General features: G+C 70.7%; 10 protein-coding genes and 2 pseudogenes. 7 read left to right on the top strand and 5 right to left on the bottom strand.

Annotated elements, in window-relative coordinates:
- Nucleotides 1–85 precede the first annotated feature (85 nt).
- Nucleotides 86–721 carry a TetR/AcrR family transcriptional regulator gene (locus tag LRS03_RS13330; protein ID WP_257825964.1) on the top strand — a complete coding sequence of 212 codons (636 nt, stop codon included), beginning with the start codon at nt 86–88 and terminating at the stop codon, nt 719–721.
- An 18-nt stretch (nt 722–739) separates the two neighbouring features.
- On the opposite strand, the gene LRS03_RS13325 is transcribed toward LRS03_RS13330, so the two are convergent.
- Nucleotides 740–2,011 (bottom strand): DUF1254 domain-containing protein, encoded by a 1,272-nt coding sequence (locus LRS03_RS13325; protein WP_257825962.1) that lies wholly within the window; start codon nt 2,009–2,011, stop codon nt 740–742.
- A 64-nt stretch (nt 2,012–2,075) separates the two neighbouring features.
- Here LRS03_RS13325 and LRS03_RS13320 point away from each other — a divergent pair, with 64 nt between their 5' ends.
- The 3 genes from LRS03_RS13320 to LRS03_RS13310 all read left to right on the top strand — a co-directional run bounded on the left by LRS03_RS13320 (nt 2,076) and on the right by LRS03_RS13310 (nt 6,326).
- Nucleotides 2,076–3,233 carry a toxin-antitoxin system YwqK family antitoxin gene (locus tag LRS03_RS13320; RefSeq protein WP_257825960.1) on the top strand — a complete coding sequence of 386 codons (1,158 nt, stop codon included), beginning with the start codon at nt 2,076–2,078 and terminating at the stop codon, nt 3,231–3,233.
- A gap of 13 nt (nt 3,234–3,246) precedes the next feature.
- Nucleotides 3,247–4,062, top strand: a complete 816-nt coding sequence (locus tag LRS03_RS13315; RefSeq protein ID WP_257825959.1) for a YihY family inner membrane protein — start codon at nt 3,247–3,249, stop codon at nt 4,060–4,062.
- A gap of 158 nt (nt 4,063–4,220) precedes the next feature.
- Nucleotides 4,221–6,326, top strand: a complete 2,106-nt coding sequence (locus LRS03_RS13310) for a putative bifunctional diguanylate cyclase/phosphodiesterase (protein WP_257825957.1) — start codon at nt 4,221–4,223, stop codon at nt 6,324–6,326.
- Between the two features lie 13 nt (nt 6,327–6,339).
- Here LRS03_RS13310 and LRS03_RS13305 read toward each other — a convergent pair whose 3' ends face one another.
- Nucleotides 6,340–6,996, bottom strand: a complete 657-nt coding sequence (locus LRS03_RS13305) for a dioxygenase family protein (RefSeq protein WP_257825956.1) — start codon at nt 6,994–6,996, stop codon at nt 6,340–6,342.
- Between the two features lie 57 nt (nt 6,997–7,053).
- Between LRS03_RS13305 and LRS03_RS13300 the strand changes: the two genes are divergently transcribed.
- Nucleotides 7,054–7,563 (top strand): MOSC domain-containing protein, encoded by a 510-nt coding sequence (locus tag LRS03_RS13300; RefSeq protein ID WP_257825955.1) that lies wholly within the window; start codon nt 7,054–7,056, stop codon nt 7,561–7,563.
- Here the strand turns inward: LRS03_RS13300 and LRS03_RS13295 are convergent.
- Together LRS03_RS13295 and LRS03_RS13290 are read right to left on the bottom strand one after the other, a co-directional pair.
- Nucleotides 7,560–8,087, bottom strand: a pseudogene (locus LRS03_RS13295) (GNAT family N-acetyltransferase). The gene LRS03_RS13300 and the pseudogene LRS03_RS13295 overlap by 4 nt on opposite strands.
- A gap of 63 nt (nt 8,088–8,150) precedes the next feature.
- Nucleotides 8,151–9,344, bottom strand: coding sequence for a DUF4382 domain-containing protein (locus LRS03_RS13290; protein WP_257825954.1), 1,194 nt, complete (start codon nt 9,342–9,344; stop codon nt 8,151–8,153).
- Between the two features lie 177 nt (nt 9,345–9,521).
- Here LRS03_RS13290 and amrB point away from each other — a divergent pair, with 177 nt between their 5' ends.
- A complete protein-coding gene (amrB, locus tag LRS03_RS13285) occupies nt 9,522–10,901 on the top strand; it encodes an AmmeMemoRadiSam system protein B (RefSeq protein WP_257825952.1) in 1,380 nt (459 codons plus the stop codon).
- Nucleotides 10,898–11,830 (top strand): annotated as a pseudogene (amrS, locus tag LRS03_RS13280) (AmmeMemoRadiSam system radical SAM enzyme); the annotation flags it as partial. The gene amrB and the pseudogene amrS, both read left to right, overlap by 4 nt.
- Nucleotides 11,831–11,984: 154 nt before the next feature.
- Here the strand turns inward: amrS and LRS03_RS13275 are convergent.
- Nucleotides 11,985–13,523, bottom strand: coding sequence for a PfkB family carbohydrate kinase (locus LRS03_RS13275; RefSeq protein WP_257825951.1), 1,539 nt, complete (start codon nt 13,521–13,523; stop codon nt 11,985–11,987).
- Nucleotides 13,524–13,528: the final 5 nt, after the last annotated feature.

The following is a 13,528-nucleotide window of genomic DNA, read 5'->3' as shown; positions in this document are numbered from 1 at the left end:
CAAAACGTGAGTGTTTATCACGTTCAAAGATGATAGATACTCACGTTTGTCTGTCAAGCCGCTTTTTTGAAGACCCCATCTCGCCATGTGTCCGCCCCCGTCCGAAGAATTGCCCGCCGCCCGCCGCCAGCCGCTTCAGGCGCGCAGCCAGGAGCGCCGCGATCGCATCCTCGCGGTGGCCGAAGCGCTGATCGCGCAGAAGGGCAGCGAGCCCTTGAAGATGAGCGAGGTGGCGCAGGAGGCCGGCATCTCGATCGGCTCGCTGTACCAGTACTTCCCCGACAAGCGCGCCGTGATCCGCACGCTGGCCGAGAAGTACGCGCTGGAATGCCGCACGCGCATCGAGGCCGAGCTGGCCGAGGTGCGCGACAAGGCCGGCCTGTCGGCCGCGTTCTCCAGCCTGCTCGACCTCTACGAGGAGCTGATGGACAGCAACCCGGTGATGCGCGACCTGCACGCCGGCATGCAGGCCGACAAGCTGCTCGCCGAGCTGCAGATGGCCGAGAGCCGCGCCGCCGGTGCGCTGCTGGCGGCGGCGATGATGCGTGTGTTCCCGAAGGCCGACGCGAAGAAGGTCGGCACGCTCGCCTTCCTCGTGTGGCAGCTCGGCGAAGAGACCATGCGCCTCACGCTCTCGGCCAAGCGGGGCGAGGCCAAGGCGCTGATCGAGGCCTACCGGCGGATGTCGCTGCGCGCGATCACCAACCCCAACGAGGCCTGAGCGGCGGCGGTTGCCGGGTCACGGCAGCACTTCGACCACCGGCAGCGGCGCCTCGCCCTGGGCGAGCGCCGGTGAGGGCAGGTAAGCGCGCAGCGACAGGCGGAAGGGGCCTGCCGGTGCGGGCAACCAGTTGGCTTTCTGCGTGGCGTCGGCGGGTTCCTGCTGCTGCACGTAGAGGTCGAGCGAGCCATCGGCATTCTTCACGAGGCCGGGCGTGCGGTTGCCCACCGCGTAGCGCTTGATCGGGTTGTCGATGAAGAAGAGGCGACCGTCGGGTTCGATCTGGTACATCGAGAGCGACCAGAAGGCCTTCGCGTCGATGCCCTGTGCGGGCACGCGCACACGATAGCGCTGGCCGCCGCTGAGGGGCGCGCCGTTGTGGTCGGTCAGGGCGTTGAGGTACACCGCCTCAGTCGGCGGCAAGGCGCCCAGGCCGCTCAGCGCGACGGCGGCACGCAGCGCGAAGTCGGTGCCGAAGGTGCCGATCGCCGGGTTGGGGTAGGTCCAGCGCTGCACGAGCTTCGCGGTGGCGGCCCGCGGTGCGCCGGAGCGCAGCGTGGTGTTGAGGGTGGGCAGGGCGGCCGTCAACGCGGCGCCTTGCTCCGGCGTGACAGTGCTGCTGCCGATGCCGAAGGCAGACCAGCGCTTGAGCCTCTCGGGGTCGGCGGCGTGCACGCCGCTGCGTTGCAGCATGTCGTTGACCACCGCAAGGTAGTTGGCGCCGTCGGTGGGAGAGCCGCGCGGCACCGTGGGGGCCACCGGGCCGGCCGGTGCGGCGCCGGGCTTCACCACCCGCAGCTTCAGGCCGTCTTGCAAGGCGTGCACCGCGGGCAGGTCGTGCGTGCCGTCGACCACGATGCGGCCGAGCATCCACACGTCGCGGGTGGCCAGGCGCAGCAAGCGCACGCCGGCCGGTGCTTCGGTGGGGTCGCCGTCGCGGACGATCCAGACCTTCAGGTCGCCTTCGCCGTCGCTGCGGGAGCCCAGCATCGCCGCGGTGCTGGTGCTCGCGTCCAGGAACTGCACCGACCAGTAGCGGCCAGCCGGGATGCGCGGCACCGTCAGCTCCAGCGGGCCGGCCGAGAGGTCGAGCCAGGCGCTGGAGTAAAGCGTGTCGTTGTTGGGCGTGGTCACCGCACGGGCGGTGTGGTCGGCGAGCGCGCGCCGGTGGTTGAGCGTGTTGACCGGCAGGCGTTGCAGCTCGGCGGTCACGTGGCGCGTGCGCGCCATCTCGTAATAGGGGAAGGTGTAGACGTAGGCGGCTTGCAGGTCCGCATCGATGGATGGCATGGTGGCTCCTCCCTGTTGTGATGAAGGCGACTGTAGGAGCGCGCCGCTTGCGTAGCATTCACCTATGCGACGCTTCCTCCTCCTGGCGCTTTGTGCCATCCCCACCCTGGCATTCGCCAGGCTCGAGACCTGCGACATCGCAGGCGAGTCGGTCAACCCCAGCAACGGCCACACCACCGCCGGCAAGACCGGCCTGATGCGCTGCCGCGACCGCGAAACCGGCCAGCTCGTGCGCGAGCAGGAGATCCGCAACGGTGTCTTCATGGGCGTCGTGCGCTACTACAGCGACAAGGGCGAGCTGCAGCGCGAGCACAGCGTCAACGAGCGCGGCAACCGCGACGGCGTGGCACGCGAATTCGCCGGGCGGCAACTGGTGCTCGAAGAGACGCTGCGCAATGGCACGCGGGTGGGTCTGGTGCGGCGCTGGCATGCGAACGGGCAGCTGCTTCGCGTGGCCTCCTACAGCGACGACGGCCGCGAGCAGGCGGTGGCCGAGTACACCGCTCAGGGCAAGCTGCGCGAGTTGCGCTGCGCCGCCCAGCCGGTGCTCGGGCCGCATGCCGACGACGCCGCGTGGTGCGGCCACCAGGGCGCCGCCGGCACCGTGACGCTGCATGCCGAGGATGGCCGCGTGACCGGCAGCGTGGTGCACGAGCGTGGCGAGCGGCGCAGGAGCGAGTCGCTCGGACCCAACGGCAAGCCGCGCGAGCAGACCGAGATGACGGCCGAAGGCGGCACCGAGCGCAGCTTTTATGAGACCGGTGTGAAGCGCCGCGAGCGCCAGTGGGTGACGAGCGGCCGGCACCGCGTGACCACGCTGGAGCGCGAGTACCACGAGAGCGGCACCCTCACGCGCGAGCGCCAGTGGAAGCCGGGTGAGCGCACGAACGACCTGGTGCTGGAACAGCAGTGGTACCTGAACGGACAGCTGCGCACGAAACAGGCCTACGAGCGCCACGGCGAGCAGCTGGCCAGGCAGGAGACCCGCTTCCACGACAACGGGCGGCTGTCGTTCGAGGGTCGCTGGCTGCTGGTCGGCCGCTACGACGAGCAGCCGCGCGGTGTCCACCGATCCTTCGACCCCGAGGGCATCCTGCGACTGGAGCGCTTCTACGACGAACGCGGCCGCATCACGCGCGAGCGCACGCTCGACGAGGCGGGCAAGGTGCTGCGCGACGACGCGGTGTTCGAAGACGGTTCGCGCAAGGCGTTCGCGAAATGACGCACACGCGCTGATGTTCCAGTTCTTCCGCCAGACCTTCCAGCGCGCCCGCAAGGAGCGCCTGCCGCAGATCGCCGGCAGCCTTACCTTCACGACGGTGCTGTCGGGGGTGCCCTTTCTCGCCATCTGCTTCGCGCTCTTCACCCGCTACCCGTCGCTCTTCAAGCGCTTCAAGGATGCGATCGAAGCGCTGCTCCTGCGCAACCTGCTGCCGGCCGACATCGCACAGCCGGTGCTGCGCCACCTCGGCCAGTTCGCGGCCAACGCTGGCGGGCTCACCTGGGCCGGCTCGCTGTTCCTGCTCGCGACCTCGCTCGCGCTCCTGCTGACGGTGGAGAACGCGCTCAACCAGATCTGGGGTGTCAAGCGCAACCGCCCCTTCCTCAAGCGCGTGGGCCTCTACCTCGCGATGCTGGCGCTCGGGCCGCCGGTGCTGGGCGTGAGCCTGTGGGCCTCGTCGTACCTGCTCGGCATGTCGATGGGGTGGATCGAGGCCCTGCCGCCGGCGGCGCATGCGGCGCTCAACTTCGCGCCCGCGCTGCTGGGCGCGGTGGCGCTCGCGTGCCTCTTTCGCGTTGTGCCCAACACGCGCGTCGGCTGGCCACAGGCGCTGGTGGGCGGGGCGCTGGGCAGCATCGCCATCGAGTTGGCCAAGCGCGGCTTTGCGGCCTACCTGCTCAAGCTGCCGACCTACAAGGCGGTGTACGGCGCGTTCGCAGTGCTGCCGGCCTTCCTGTTGTGGGTCTACGTGTCATGGCTGGTCACGCTCGCGGCGGCGCTGGTGGCGGCCAACCTCGGGCGCCCGGCGGGCAAGGGCGGGCGCAGCTGAGGTCAGGCGCACGGAGGTAGCGCAATCTTTCACGCCGCGGCGTTCTGCCAGGCGCGCACGCCGGCCCATCTCGGCTGAAGATCAGGCCCAGTGTCACAGCCTGAAGATGGTGGCCTGCCGTGTTTAGGCTCCTGCGTTATTTCTCCTTTGCGAGCCTGATGTCGATCGCGCTCGTGGGAGTTGCGCTCGGGTACCTGTACCGCGAGGTGGCGGTGCGCTCGCTCGTGGAGATGGGCGAGTCCAACAACCGGGCGCTCACCACGGTGCTCGCCAACTCGATGTGGCCGCGCCTCGGGCCCTACCTCGCCACGGCCGAGCGCCTTCGCACGCCCGAGGCCTTGCTGCAGCACCCCGACCGCGCCGGCTTTGCGGCCGCCCTCATCGAGCATGTGAAGGGCCTGTCGGTCGCGAAGGTGAAGGTCTACGACCTCGAAGGCCGCACGGTGTTCTCGTCGGAGGCGCAGCAGATCGGCGAGGACAAGAGCCGCAACGCCGGCTTCATCGGCGCACGCGCGGGGAAGGTGCTGAGCGAGCTGACGCACCGCAACCAGTTCAGCGCCTTCGAGGGCGTGGTCGAGCACCGCGACATGCTGTCGACCTACCTGCCGGTGCGCCAGGCGCCGGGCGAGCCCATCGTGGCGGTGTTGGAGGTGTACGACGACGTCACGCCATTTCTCGCGCGCATCACCCACACGCAGCAGCAGGTGGTGCTTGGCGTGGTGGGGCTGCTGTTCCTGCTGTACGGCGTCTTGTTCTTCATCGTGCGGCATGCCGACGGGGTGATCCGTCGCCAGCATGCCGAGCGCGAGCAGGCGCAAGCCGCGCTGCAGGAGGCGCACGACCTGCTGGAACGGCGCGTGGCCGAGCGCACGCTGGCCCTCGGACGCGCCAACGATGAGCTGGAAGCCGAGATCGCGGAGCGCCGCCTGGCCGACCAGCGGGTGGTGCACATGGCCCACCACGATGCGCTCACCGGCCTGCCCAATCGTTCGCTGCTGACCGACCGGGTGGAGCAGGCGATTGCCCACGCGGCACGCGCCGACAACCGGGTGGCGCTGCTGTTCCTCGACCTCGACCGCTTCAAGAACATCAACGACTCGCTTGGCCATGGCATGGGTGACCAGCTGCTGCAGGCGGTTGCCGCGCGGCTCAAGACCTGCCTGCGAACCGAAGACACCGCCGCGCGCCTGGGCGGCGACGAGTTCATCATCAGCCTGCCCGGCGTAAGCGACAGTGCCGAGCCCGCGCGGGTGGCCACGCGCATCCTGGCCGAACTGGCGCGGCCGCTCGAAGTGGCGGGCCAGCGCCTGCCGGCGGCGGCGAGCATCGGCATCTCGCTCTACCCCGAAGACGGCGACAACGCCCAGACCCTGCTGCGCAATGCCGACACCGCGATGTACCACGCGAAGGAGTCGGGCCGCGGCAACTACCAGTTCTTCAGCCCGCAGATGAACGAGCGGGTGAGCCGGCGCCTGTCGACCGAGACGGCGATGCGCCGCGCGATCGAGCACGACGAGTTCGTCTTGCACTACCAGCCGCTGATCGACCTGGCGAGCGGCATCGTCTGCGGCGCCGAGGCGCTGCTGCGCTGGCCGCAGCCCGACAAGCGCCTGGTGTCGCCGGCCGATTTCATTCCGGTCGCCGAAGACACCGGCCTCATCGTGCCGTTGGGCGAATGGGTGCTGCGCCAGGCCTGCGCGCAGGCGAAGGCGTGGCAGGCGCAGTCGCCTGGCCTGCGCATCTCGGTGAACCTGTCACCGCGGCAGTTCAGGCAGAAGCACATGGTGAGCATGGTCGCGCAGGCCTTGCGCGACTCCTGCCTGCCGCCGCACCTGCTCGAGCTGGAGCTGACCGAAGGCATGCTGCTGCACCACGCCGACGACACCGTGCAGACGCTCACGCAGCTCGGCGCGATGGGTGTGCACCTGGCCATCGACGACTTCGGCACCGGCTATTCGAGCCTCGCGTACCTGAAGCGCTTTCCCATCCACTCGCTGAAGATCGACCGCTCGTTCATTCAGGACCTGCACAGCGACAAGGACGATGCGGCGATCGTCACCGCCATCATCGCGATGGCGCGCGGGCTCGACCTGCGCGTGGTGGCCGAGGGGGTGGAGACCGAGCAGCAGCGCGCCTTCCTGCGCGCGCTCGCCTGCGACATGGCGCAGGGCTTCTTCTTCGGGCGCCCGATGCCCGAGGCCGACTTCAGCGAGCGCCTGCGGGCGCCGACGCCGATCGAGCAGGCGCTCTGGCCGCAGATCTAGCGGGACGGGTGCCTCAGCGGCCGACCACCAGCGATCGCTGCGCGACCCAGCGTGTGGGCGCGCCGGCCGGCGCGCTCTGCAGCCGCATGTCGACGTCGCCGCGCTCGGCCTCCGAGAGACTGCGGTAGATGAAGTCGCGTGCATTGGCCGGGTCGCCGGCCACGAAGAGCTGCGAGGTCAGCTCGCCGAAGCTGCGGTGGCGCAGCCGCACATGGATGTGCGGCGTGCGGCCGGGGTAGGGCACCGGCTTGATGGTGCGGAAGCGATAGAGCCCACGGCCATCGCTGCGCGTGCTGCCGAAGCCCTGGAAGGCATCGTCGACCTTGTCGCCGGCGCCGTTCGGGTGGCGGTAGCTGCCGTGCACGTCGCACTGCCAGATCTCGACCTCTGCACCGTCGATCGGGCGGCCCGCGGTGTCGAGCACGGCGCCGCCGAGGTCCAGCCATTCGCCGGCGGCGCGCGGGGCGTCGGCGCTGCTGGAGCGGGTCACGCGGGTGAGGTCGGCGTCCCAGTCGAGCTGGCGCTTGCGCCAGTCGATCGAGGGGTAGAAGGGGCCTTCGGTCATCGACGGCAGGCCGGCCAGCGCGAGCGACGGCAAGGCCAATGCGCCGGCCGCGCCGAGCGCGTGGCGCAGGCAGCGCCGTCGTGAGGAGGTGCAGGGGTTGGGCATGTGCGTCGGAGTGTCGATCCGGCAACGGGGTTCCAGCAAGCTCGCCACAATGCCCGCATGAAAACCATCCGCGACCTCAACGCCCCGCCGCACGTCGAGGGCCGCGTCGAAGCCATCGTCGTGCGTGGCGCGTCGCGGGCGCCGGCACGCCGCATCGAGGCGACGACGGCGCTCGCCCGCATCGGCCTGGCCGACGATCGCCTCGGCCAGCGCGGCGAGGCCGAGCTGTCGACACGGCAGGTCACGCTGATCCAGCAGGAGCACCTGCCGGTGATCGCCCAGCTGGCCCGCGTGGCCGAGGTCGACCCGGTGAAGTTGCGCCGCAATCTCGTGGTCTCGGGCATCAACCTCCTGGCGCTGAAGAACGCGAAGCTGCAGGTGGGCGAGGCGGTGCTCGAGATCGTCGGCCCCTGCGCGCCCTGCTCGCGCATGGAAGAGGAGATCGGCCCCGGCGCCTACGCCGCGATGCGCGGGCATGGCGGCATGACGGCGCGTGTGCTCACGGGCGGGGCGATCCGCGTGGGCGATGGGGTGCGCGCCGTGCAGGCGACGGAGCGCGCCGGCTAGGCCGTGGTGGAAGGTCGCGAGATGCGCATGAGCCAGGCCGGGCCGTCCGGCGTGGCCACCTGGCCCACGTCGTTGAACCCGGCCGCGCGGTAGCAGCGGATGGCGCGGGGGTTGTCGGGCGACGGGTCGGTCTGCACCACGGTGACGGCCGGGTCGCGGAAGAGCTGCTCGACGAAGCGCTTGATCATCAGGCGGCCGACGCCCTGGCCGAGACGGTGCGCGTCAGCGAGGAACTGGTCGATGCCACGCGCGCCGGGGTCGGTCTCGTCTTCCCACCAGCCGCCGCCGGACCCCATCACCACGTACCGCTGGATGAAGCCGATCGGCTCATGGCGCAGTCAGGCGATGTAGGCGCGCGTCGCGCCCGGCTCGTCGCGCGGGGCGATGTAGTCGGCATGCAGCTCGTCCAGCGTGGGCGTGGGCTGCCACCACTGCGCGACGTGCGGGCGGGCGAGCCATTCGCGCAGCATGGGCAGATGCCCCGGCTGGAGATCGATGAAGTGCACGGGTGCATCGTGGGCCATGGCCCCAGTATCCCGTGCCGCGAGGGGCGACACCGCCGGTGGGACGGTGTCGCCGCGTCGGCGTTACGGGAACGAGAACCCCGTCACCACCGGCGCGCTCGCCGACACCGTGACCGGCGCGGCTGTCGTCTTGGTGATGCCGCCGAGCGTGGCCTGCAGCGTGTAGCGGCCGGCCGAGGCGCTGGCGGCCGTGGCGGGCGGCAGCGGCACGGCGTAGCCCGTCACGAGCGGCGCGGCGGTGGGCAACGCGAGGCTGTAGAGGCCGGTGCTTTCATCGGCGAGCGTGCTGGCCACTTCGACGGTGGTGGGGCCGGCTGCCTGCAGGGCGCGCACCTCGGCATCCATCGGGCCGGCCGGGGTGACGGTGATGGCGCCGCTCGCCACGCCGGTGGGCGAGGGGGGCGGCACGAGGGCCGCGAGGGCGGTGTTGAGGCTCAGCACGGTGTCGGCGGTGACGGGCACGCCGGTGATCACGGTGGTGCTGCGGCCGGGCGCGCTCAGCACCAGGTCATAGGTGCCCGGGGCCACGGGTTGCAGCAGGAAGCGGCCGGTCGCATCGGGCACGGTCGCGCGGATCACCACGCCGGCCTGCTGCAGCGAGACGCTGGTGCCGGGGCCGACCAGCGCCAGGTCCACGTAGCCGAGCACGCCCGAGACGTAGCGCGGGATCACGCGGATCACCGGCTTCAGCAGATAGCGGCCCGAGTTGCCGGCACGCACGATGGACTTGCAGGCGTCGAAGTCGAGCACCGCGTCGACCATCTGGTTGGCGGCGACCTCGATGTTGACGTTCATCTTCAGGCCGCTTTGCTGGCCGCTCGGGGTGACGAGCGGGGTGTCGGCCGAGTCGCCGGTGAGGCGGATGGCATTGGCGATCGGCGTGGCGTTGCCATTGCCGTTGGGCGCGAGCACGAGGCGCAGCTGCGTGTAGCGGCCGGCGGGCAGCGGCGTCTGGCCCAGCTCGTCGAGCACGCCGTTGGTGAGGCTCAGGAGGTCGATGCGGCGCGGCGTGGGCAGCACCACCTCGGCCCAGCCGGCGTCGCCGTCGGCGGCGGTGCTGCTCTGGTGCACGCGCACGCGGTCGACGGTGACGTACACATGGTCGTAGCCGCAGGCGGGGGCGTCGGTCAGCGCCACGCGCAGGGTGCCGCTGCTGGCCCCGGTGCCGCCACTGTCGCTGCCGCCCCCGCAGGCGCCGATGACGGCGGCCACCAGCGCCAGTGCGGCGATGCGGATGTGTCGGGTCCAAGTCTTCATGAGGTGCTCCTGGCTGTCTGTCTTGTAAATGTGCATTCTGCACAGTTGAGATGACTTTACCCGTTTCCACCCCAGTCTGAGTCAGGGCAAGGGTTACCGTTTGCGAAGCGGCGGGGATGGGTTGATCGTGGGTGCGATGGCCCCAGTTGCAGGGCTACGCGTTTGGAGAACGACGCCATGTCCGTGAGCACCCGCCCTGCCGCTGTTGCAGGCAGCTTCTATCCCGATGACCCCGCCACCCTGCGCGCCGCGCTGGCCGCGCACCTGCGCCAGGCGGGCGAGCCGGCCGCGGCGACGCGCCCGCCCAAGCTCCTCGTGGTGCCGCATGCGGGATATGTCTATTCCGGTGACGTGGCGGCGCTCGGGTATGCCGAGCTGGCCCGCTGGCGCGCACAGATCAAGCGCGTGGTGCTGCTCGGCCCGGTGCACCGGGTGCCGGTGCGCGGCCTGGCGGCGCCCAGCGTCGAGGCGTTCGAGACGCCGCTCGGCAAGGTGCCGATCGACCGCGGGGCCATCGCGTCGGTGAGCGACCTGTCGCAGCTGGTGCAGGCCGACCGGCCGCATGCGATGGAGCACGCGCTCGAGGTGCAGCTGCCCTTCTTGCAGCAGGTGCTGGGCGACGGCTTCCAGCTCGTGCCGCTGGCCGTGGGCGACGCCAGCCCGGCCGAGGTGGCGCAGGTGCTGGAGCGGTTGTGGGGCGGCGACGAGACGCTGATCGTCATCAGCTCCGACCTGTCGCACTACCTGCCGTATGCGCAGGCGCAAGCGCGTGACGGGGCCACGGTGCAGCGCATCCTGCACTTCGCCACCGATCTCGAAGGCGACGAGGCTTGCGGGGCCGCGCCGCTCAATGGCGCGCTCCAGCTCGCCCGTGCCAAGGGACTGGTGCCGCGACTGCTGGGGGTGCGCAACTCGGGCGATGCGGCGGCGGGCCGAGCCGGGCGCGACCGGGTGGTCGGCTATGGCGCACTGGCGTTCGATGTGCCGCCCGCACGTGAGGCGGGCGACTCGCTGGGCGCGACCCTCGTCACGCTCGCCCGGCGTGCCATCGCCGAAGCGCTGGGCCTCGACGTGCCCGCGTCTGCGTTGCCCGACCTGGCCGCACTCGCCCAGCCGGGTGCGACCTTCGTGACGCTGCACGATCGCGAGGGCAAGCTGCGCGGGTGCGTCGGCCGGCTCGAAGCGGTGCGACCTCTGCTCGACGACGTGCGTGCCAACGCGGTGGCGGCAGCGTTCCATGACCCTCGATTCCCGCCCTTGCTGGCCAGCGAGTGGCCGGGCTTGCGGGTCGAGGTCTCGTTGCTCGATGCACCCGAGCCGATGGAGGTGCGCAGCGAAGCCGAGGCCCTGGCGGCGCTGCGGCCCGGCGAAGACGGCGTCATTTTCGAATGGCAGGGCCGCCGCGCGACCTTTCTGCCGCAGGTGTGGGAGCAACTGCCCGATGCGCGCAGCTTCCTCGCCTCGCTCAAGCGCAAGGCCGGCTTGCAGGCGGATTTCTGGGCGCCCGATGTGAAGCTGTCGCGCTACCGCGTGCGCAAGTTCGAGGACACACGATGAACGATCCGAGCAACGTGCCCGGCCGCTGGTGGCATGCGCTCGCCGACGGGCGCATCCAGTGCGATCTCTGCCCGCGCGACTGCAAGCTGCACGAAGGCCAGCGTGGCCTGTGCTTCGTGCGGCAGCGCGTGGGCGACGAGATGCGCCTCACCACCTACGGCCGCAGCTCCGGCTTCTGCATCGACCCGATCGAGAAGAAGCCGCTCAACCATTTCCACCCCGGTTCGAGCGTGCTGTCGTTCGGCACCGCCGGCTGCAACCTCGCCTGCAAGTTCTGCCAGAACTGGGACATCTCCAAGAGCCGCGAGATGGACCGCCTGATGGACGAGGCCTCGCCCGAGCGCATCGCCGCCGTCGCGAAAGACAGCGGCGCGCAGAGCGTGGCCTTCACCTACAACGACCCGGTGATCTTTGCCGAGTACGCGATGGACACCGCCGACGCCTGCCACGCACAAGGCGTGAAGACGGTGGCCGTGACGGCGGGCTACATCCACGCCGAACCGCGCCGCGAGTTCTACGCCAAGATGGATGCGGCCAACGTCGACCTCAAGGCCTTCACTGAACACTTCTACCAGCAGCAGACCGGCTCGCACCTCGCGCCGGTGCTCGACACGCTGCAGTACATCCACCACGAGACCGACTGCTGGCTGGAGATCACCACGCTCCTGATCCCCGGCCTCAACGACAGCCCGGACGAGATCGAGCAGATGACACGCTGGCTCGTCGAGCACCTGGGGCCCGAGGTGCCGCTGCACTTCTCCGCCTTCCACCCCGACTACAAGATGAGCGACATTCCGCGCACGCCGAAGGAGACGCTGACCCGGGCGCGTGGGATCGCGCTCGCCAACGGCCTGCACCACGTCTACACCGGCAACGTGCACGACGCCGAAGGCGGCACCACCTACTGCCCCGGCTGCAAGGCCGCGCTGATCGAGCGCGACTGGCATGCGGTGCTGCGCTACGAGCTTCGATGCGAAGGGCGCCTGCCCGCACTGCGGCACGCCGGTCGCCGGGCGTTTTGCCGAGACCTTCGAGCGCGGCTTCGGGCGGCGGCGCATTCCGGTGCGGATGTCGGTGTAGCCGCTACAGCGTCGGGCGGGGCCAGTGCACCTGGGTGCCGCGCCGGGTGGCGCCGGCGTCCCACGCTTGACGCCAGTCAACCACCGCGTGGAATGAACCGGGCTGCAACCCGCGCACCACACAGCCCGCACTTGCGCCGGCCGCAGCCGCGTCGGCCAGTTGAGACGGTTCGAGGATGCCTCCGATCGCCACCACCGGCGCAGGCGACATCGCCGCCCACCAGGCGAGGTTGTGCAGGCCCTGCGGCTGCCACGGCATGGCCTTGGTGAGCGTCGGCCACACCGGGCCGCAGGCGATGTAGTCGGGTTGCCAGGCGGCGGCGCGGGCCAGCTCCCACAGGCTGTGCGAGCTGAGGCCCAGGCGCAGGCCTGCGCGGCGTGCGCGATGCAGTTGCTCGCGGTCTTCGTCGCTCAGGGCGAGCAGGTCTTCCTGGCCCAGGTGCACGAAGTCGACACCGAGCGCTGCGGCCTGCTGCCAGTGGTCGTTGACGATGAGCGTGGCGCCGTGCGCGAGCGCTGCGGCACGCGAGCGGGAGATCTCATCGAGCAGGCGGGCCTGCCATGCGGCTTCGGGCTCGGCTTCTGCGCGCTTGAGGCGCAGTTGCACGGTGCGCACGCCCTGTTCGACCAGCGAGGCGAGCTGCGCCGCGTGGTCGGTGATGGCATAGAGGCCTTGCACCGGCGGTGCGCCACGTGGCGCGACCGTGGGCCACTCGCCGTCGTCGAGCGTAGGCAACAGGCTGCGGTCGGTGATGAAGCCATGGCGGGGGCGCACCGGGCCGGCACCGCGACCGGGGTTCGGCGCGTTGGCCTGCAGGCCCGAGGTGGTGAGCATCTTGGCGATCACCGCCGCATCGGCCGGTACAAAACCACGTGCCAGGGCGGCGGCGAGCGCGGTGGCGAAGGTGCAGCCGGTGCCGTGGGTGTTGGTCGCCGCGCGGCGCGGCAGGGCAAGCCAGCCGCTCGCGTGCACGCTGTGCCAGCGGTCGCGGGCGGTGGGGTCATCGGCATCGCCGCCGGTGATGCACACGGCCTGCGTGCCGAGTGCCTGCAGCGCACGTGCCTGGTCGGGCACGTCGCGGTCGTGGCGCAAGAGCAGCACGGCGGCCTCGCGGCGGTTGGGCGTGACCACTGTCGCACGCGGCAGCAGCTCGCGCCGGTAGGCCTCGACGAGCGCGACGTCGGCGAAGCTCTCGCCGGTGCTCGCGCGCAGCACGGGGTCGACGACGAGTGCGAGCGGCCCGCGCTGGCGCAGGCGGTCGACCCATTGCGCAACCATGCGCACGTTGGCCACGCTGCCGAGCAGGCCGGTCTTGATGGCTCGCGGCGGCAGGTCATGGGCCAGCGCTTCGAGCTGCGCCTGCAACTGCTCGGGCGGCACCGGGTGCACGCTGTCGACCGCCACGCTGCTCTGTGCGGTGAGGGCGGCGACGATGGGGCACAGGTGCACTTCGGCGGCGTCGGCGGCGCGCTGGTCGGCGCTCAGGCCGGCGCCGCCGCCGCTGTCGTGGCCGGAGATGCTCCAGACGATGGGAGGGCTCATCGTGT

The organism is Rhizobacter sp. J219, from assembly GCF_024700055.1.
Lineage (GTDB): Bacteria > Pseudomonadota > Gammaproteobacteria > Burkholderiales > Burkholderiaceae_C > Rhizobacter.
The sequence above is the reverse complement of the archived record's forward strand: the minus strand, read 5'-3'. Positions and strand labels throughout refer to the sequence as shown.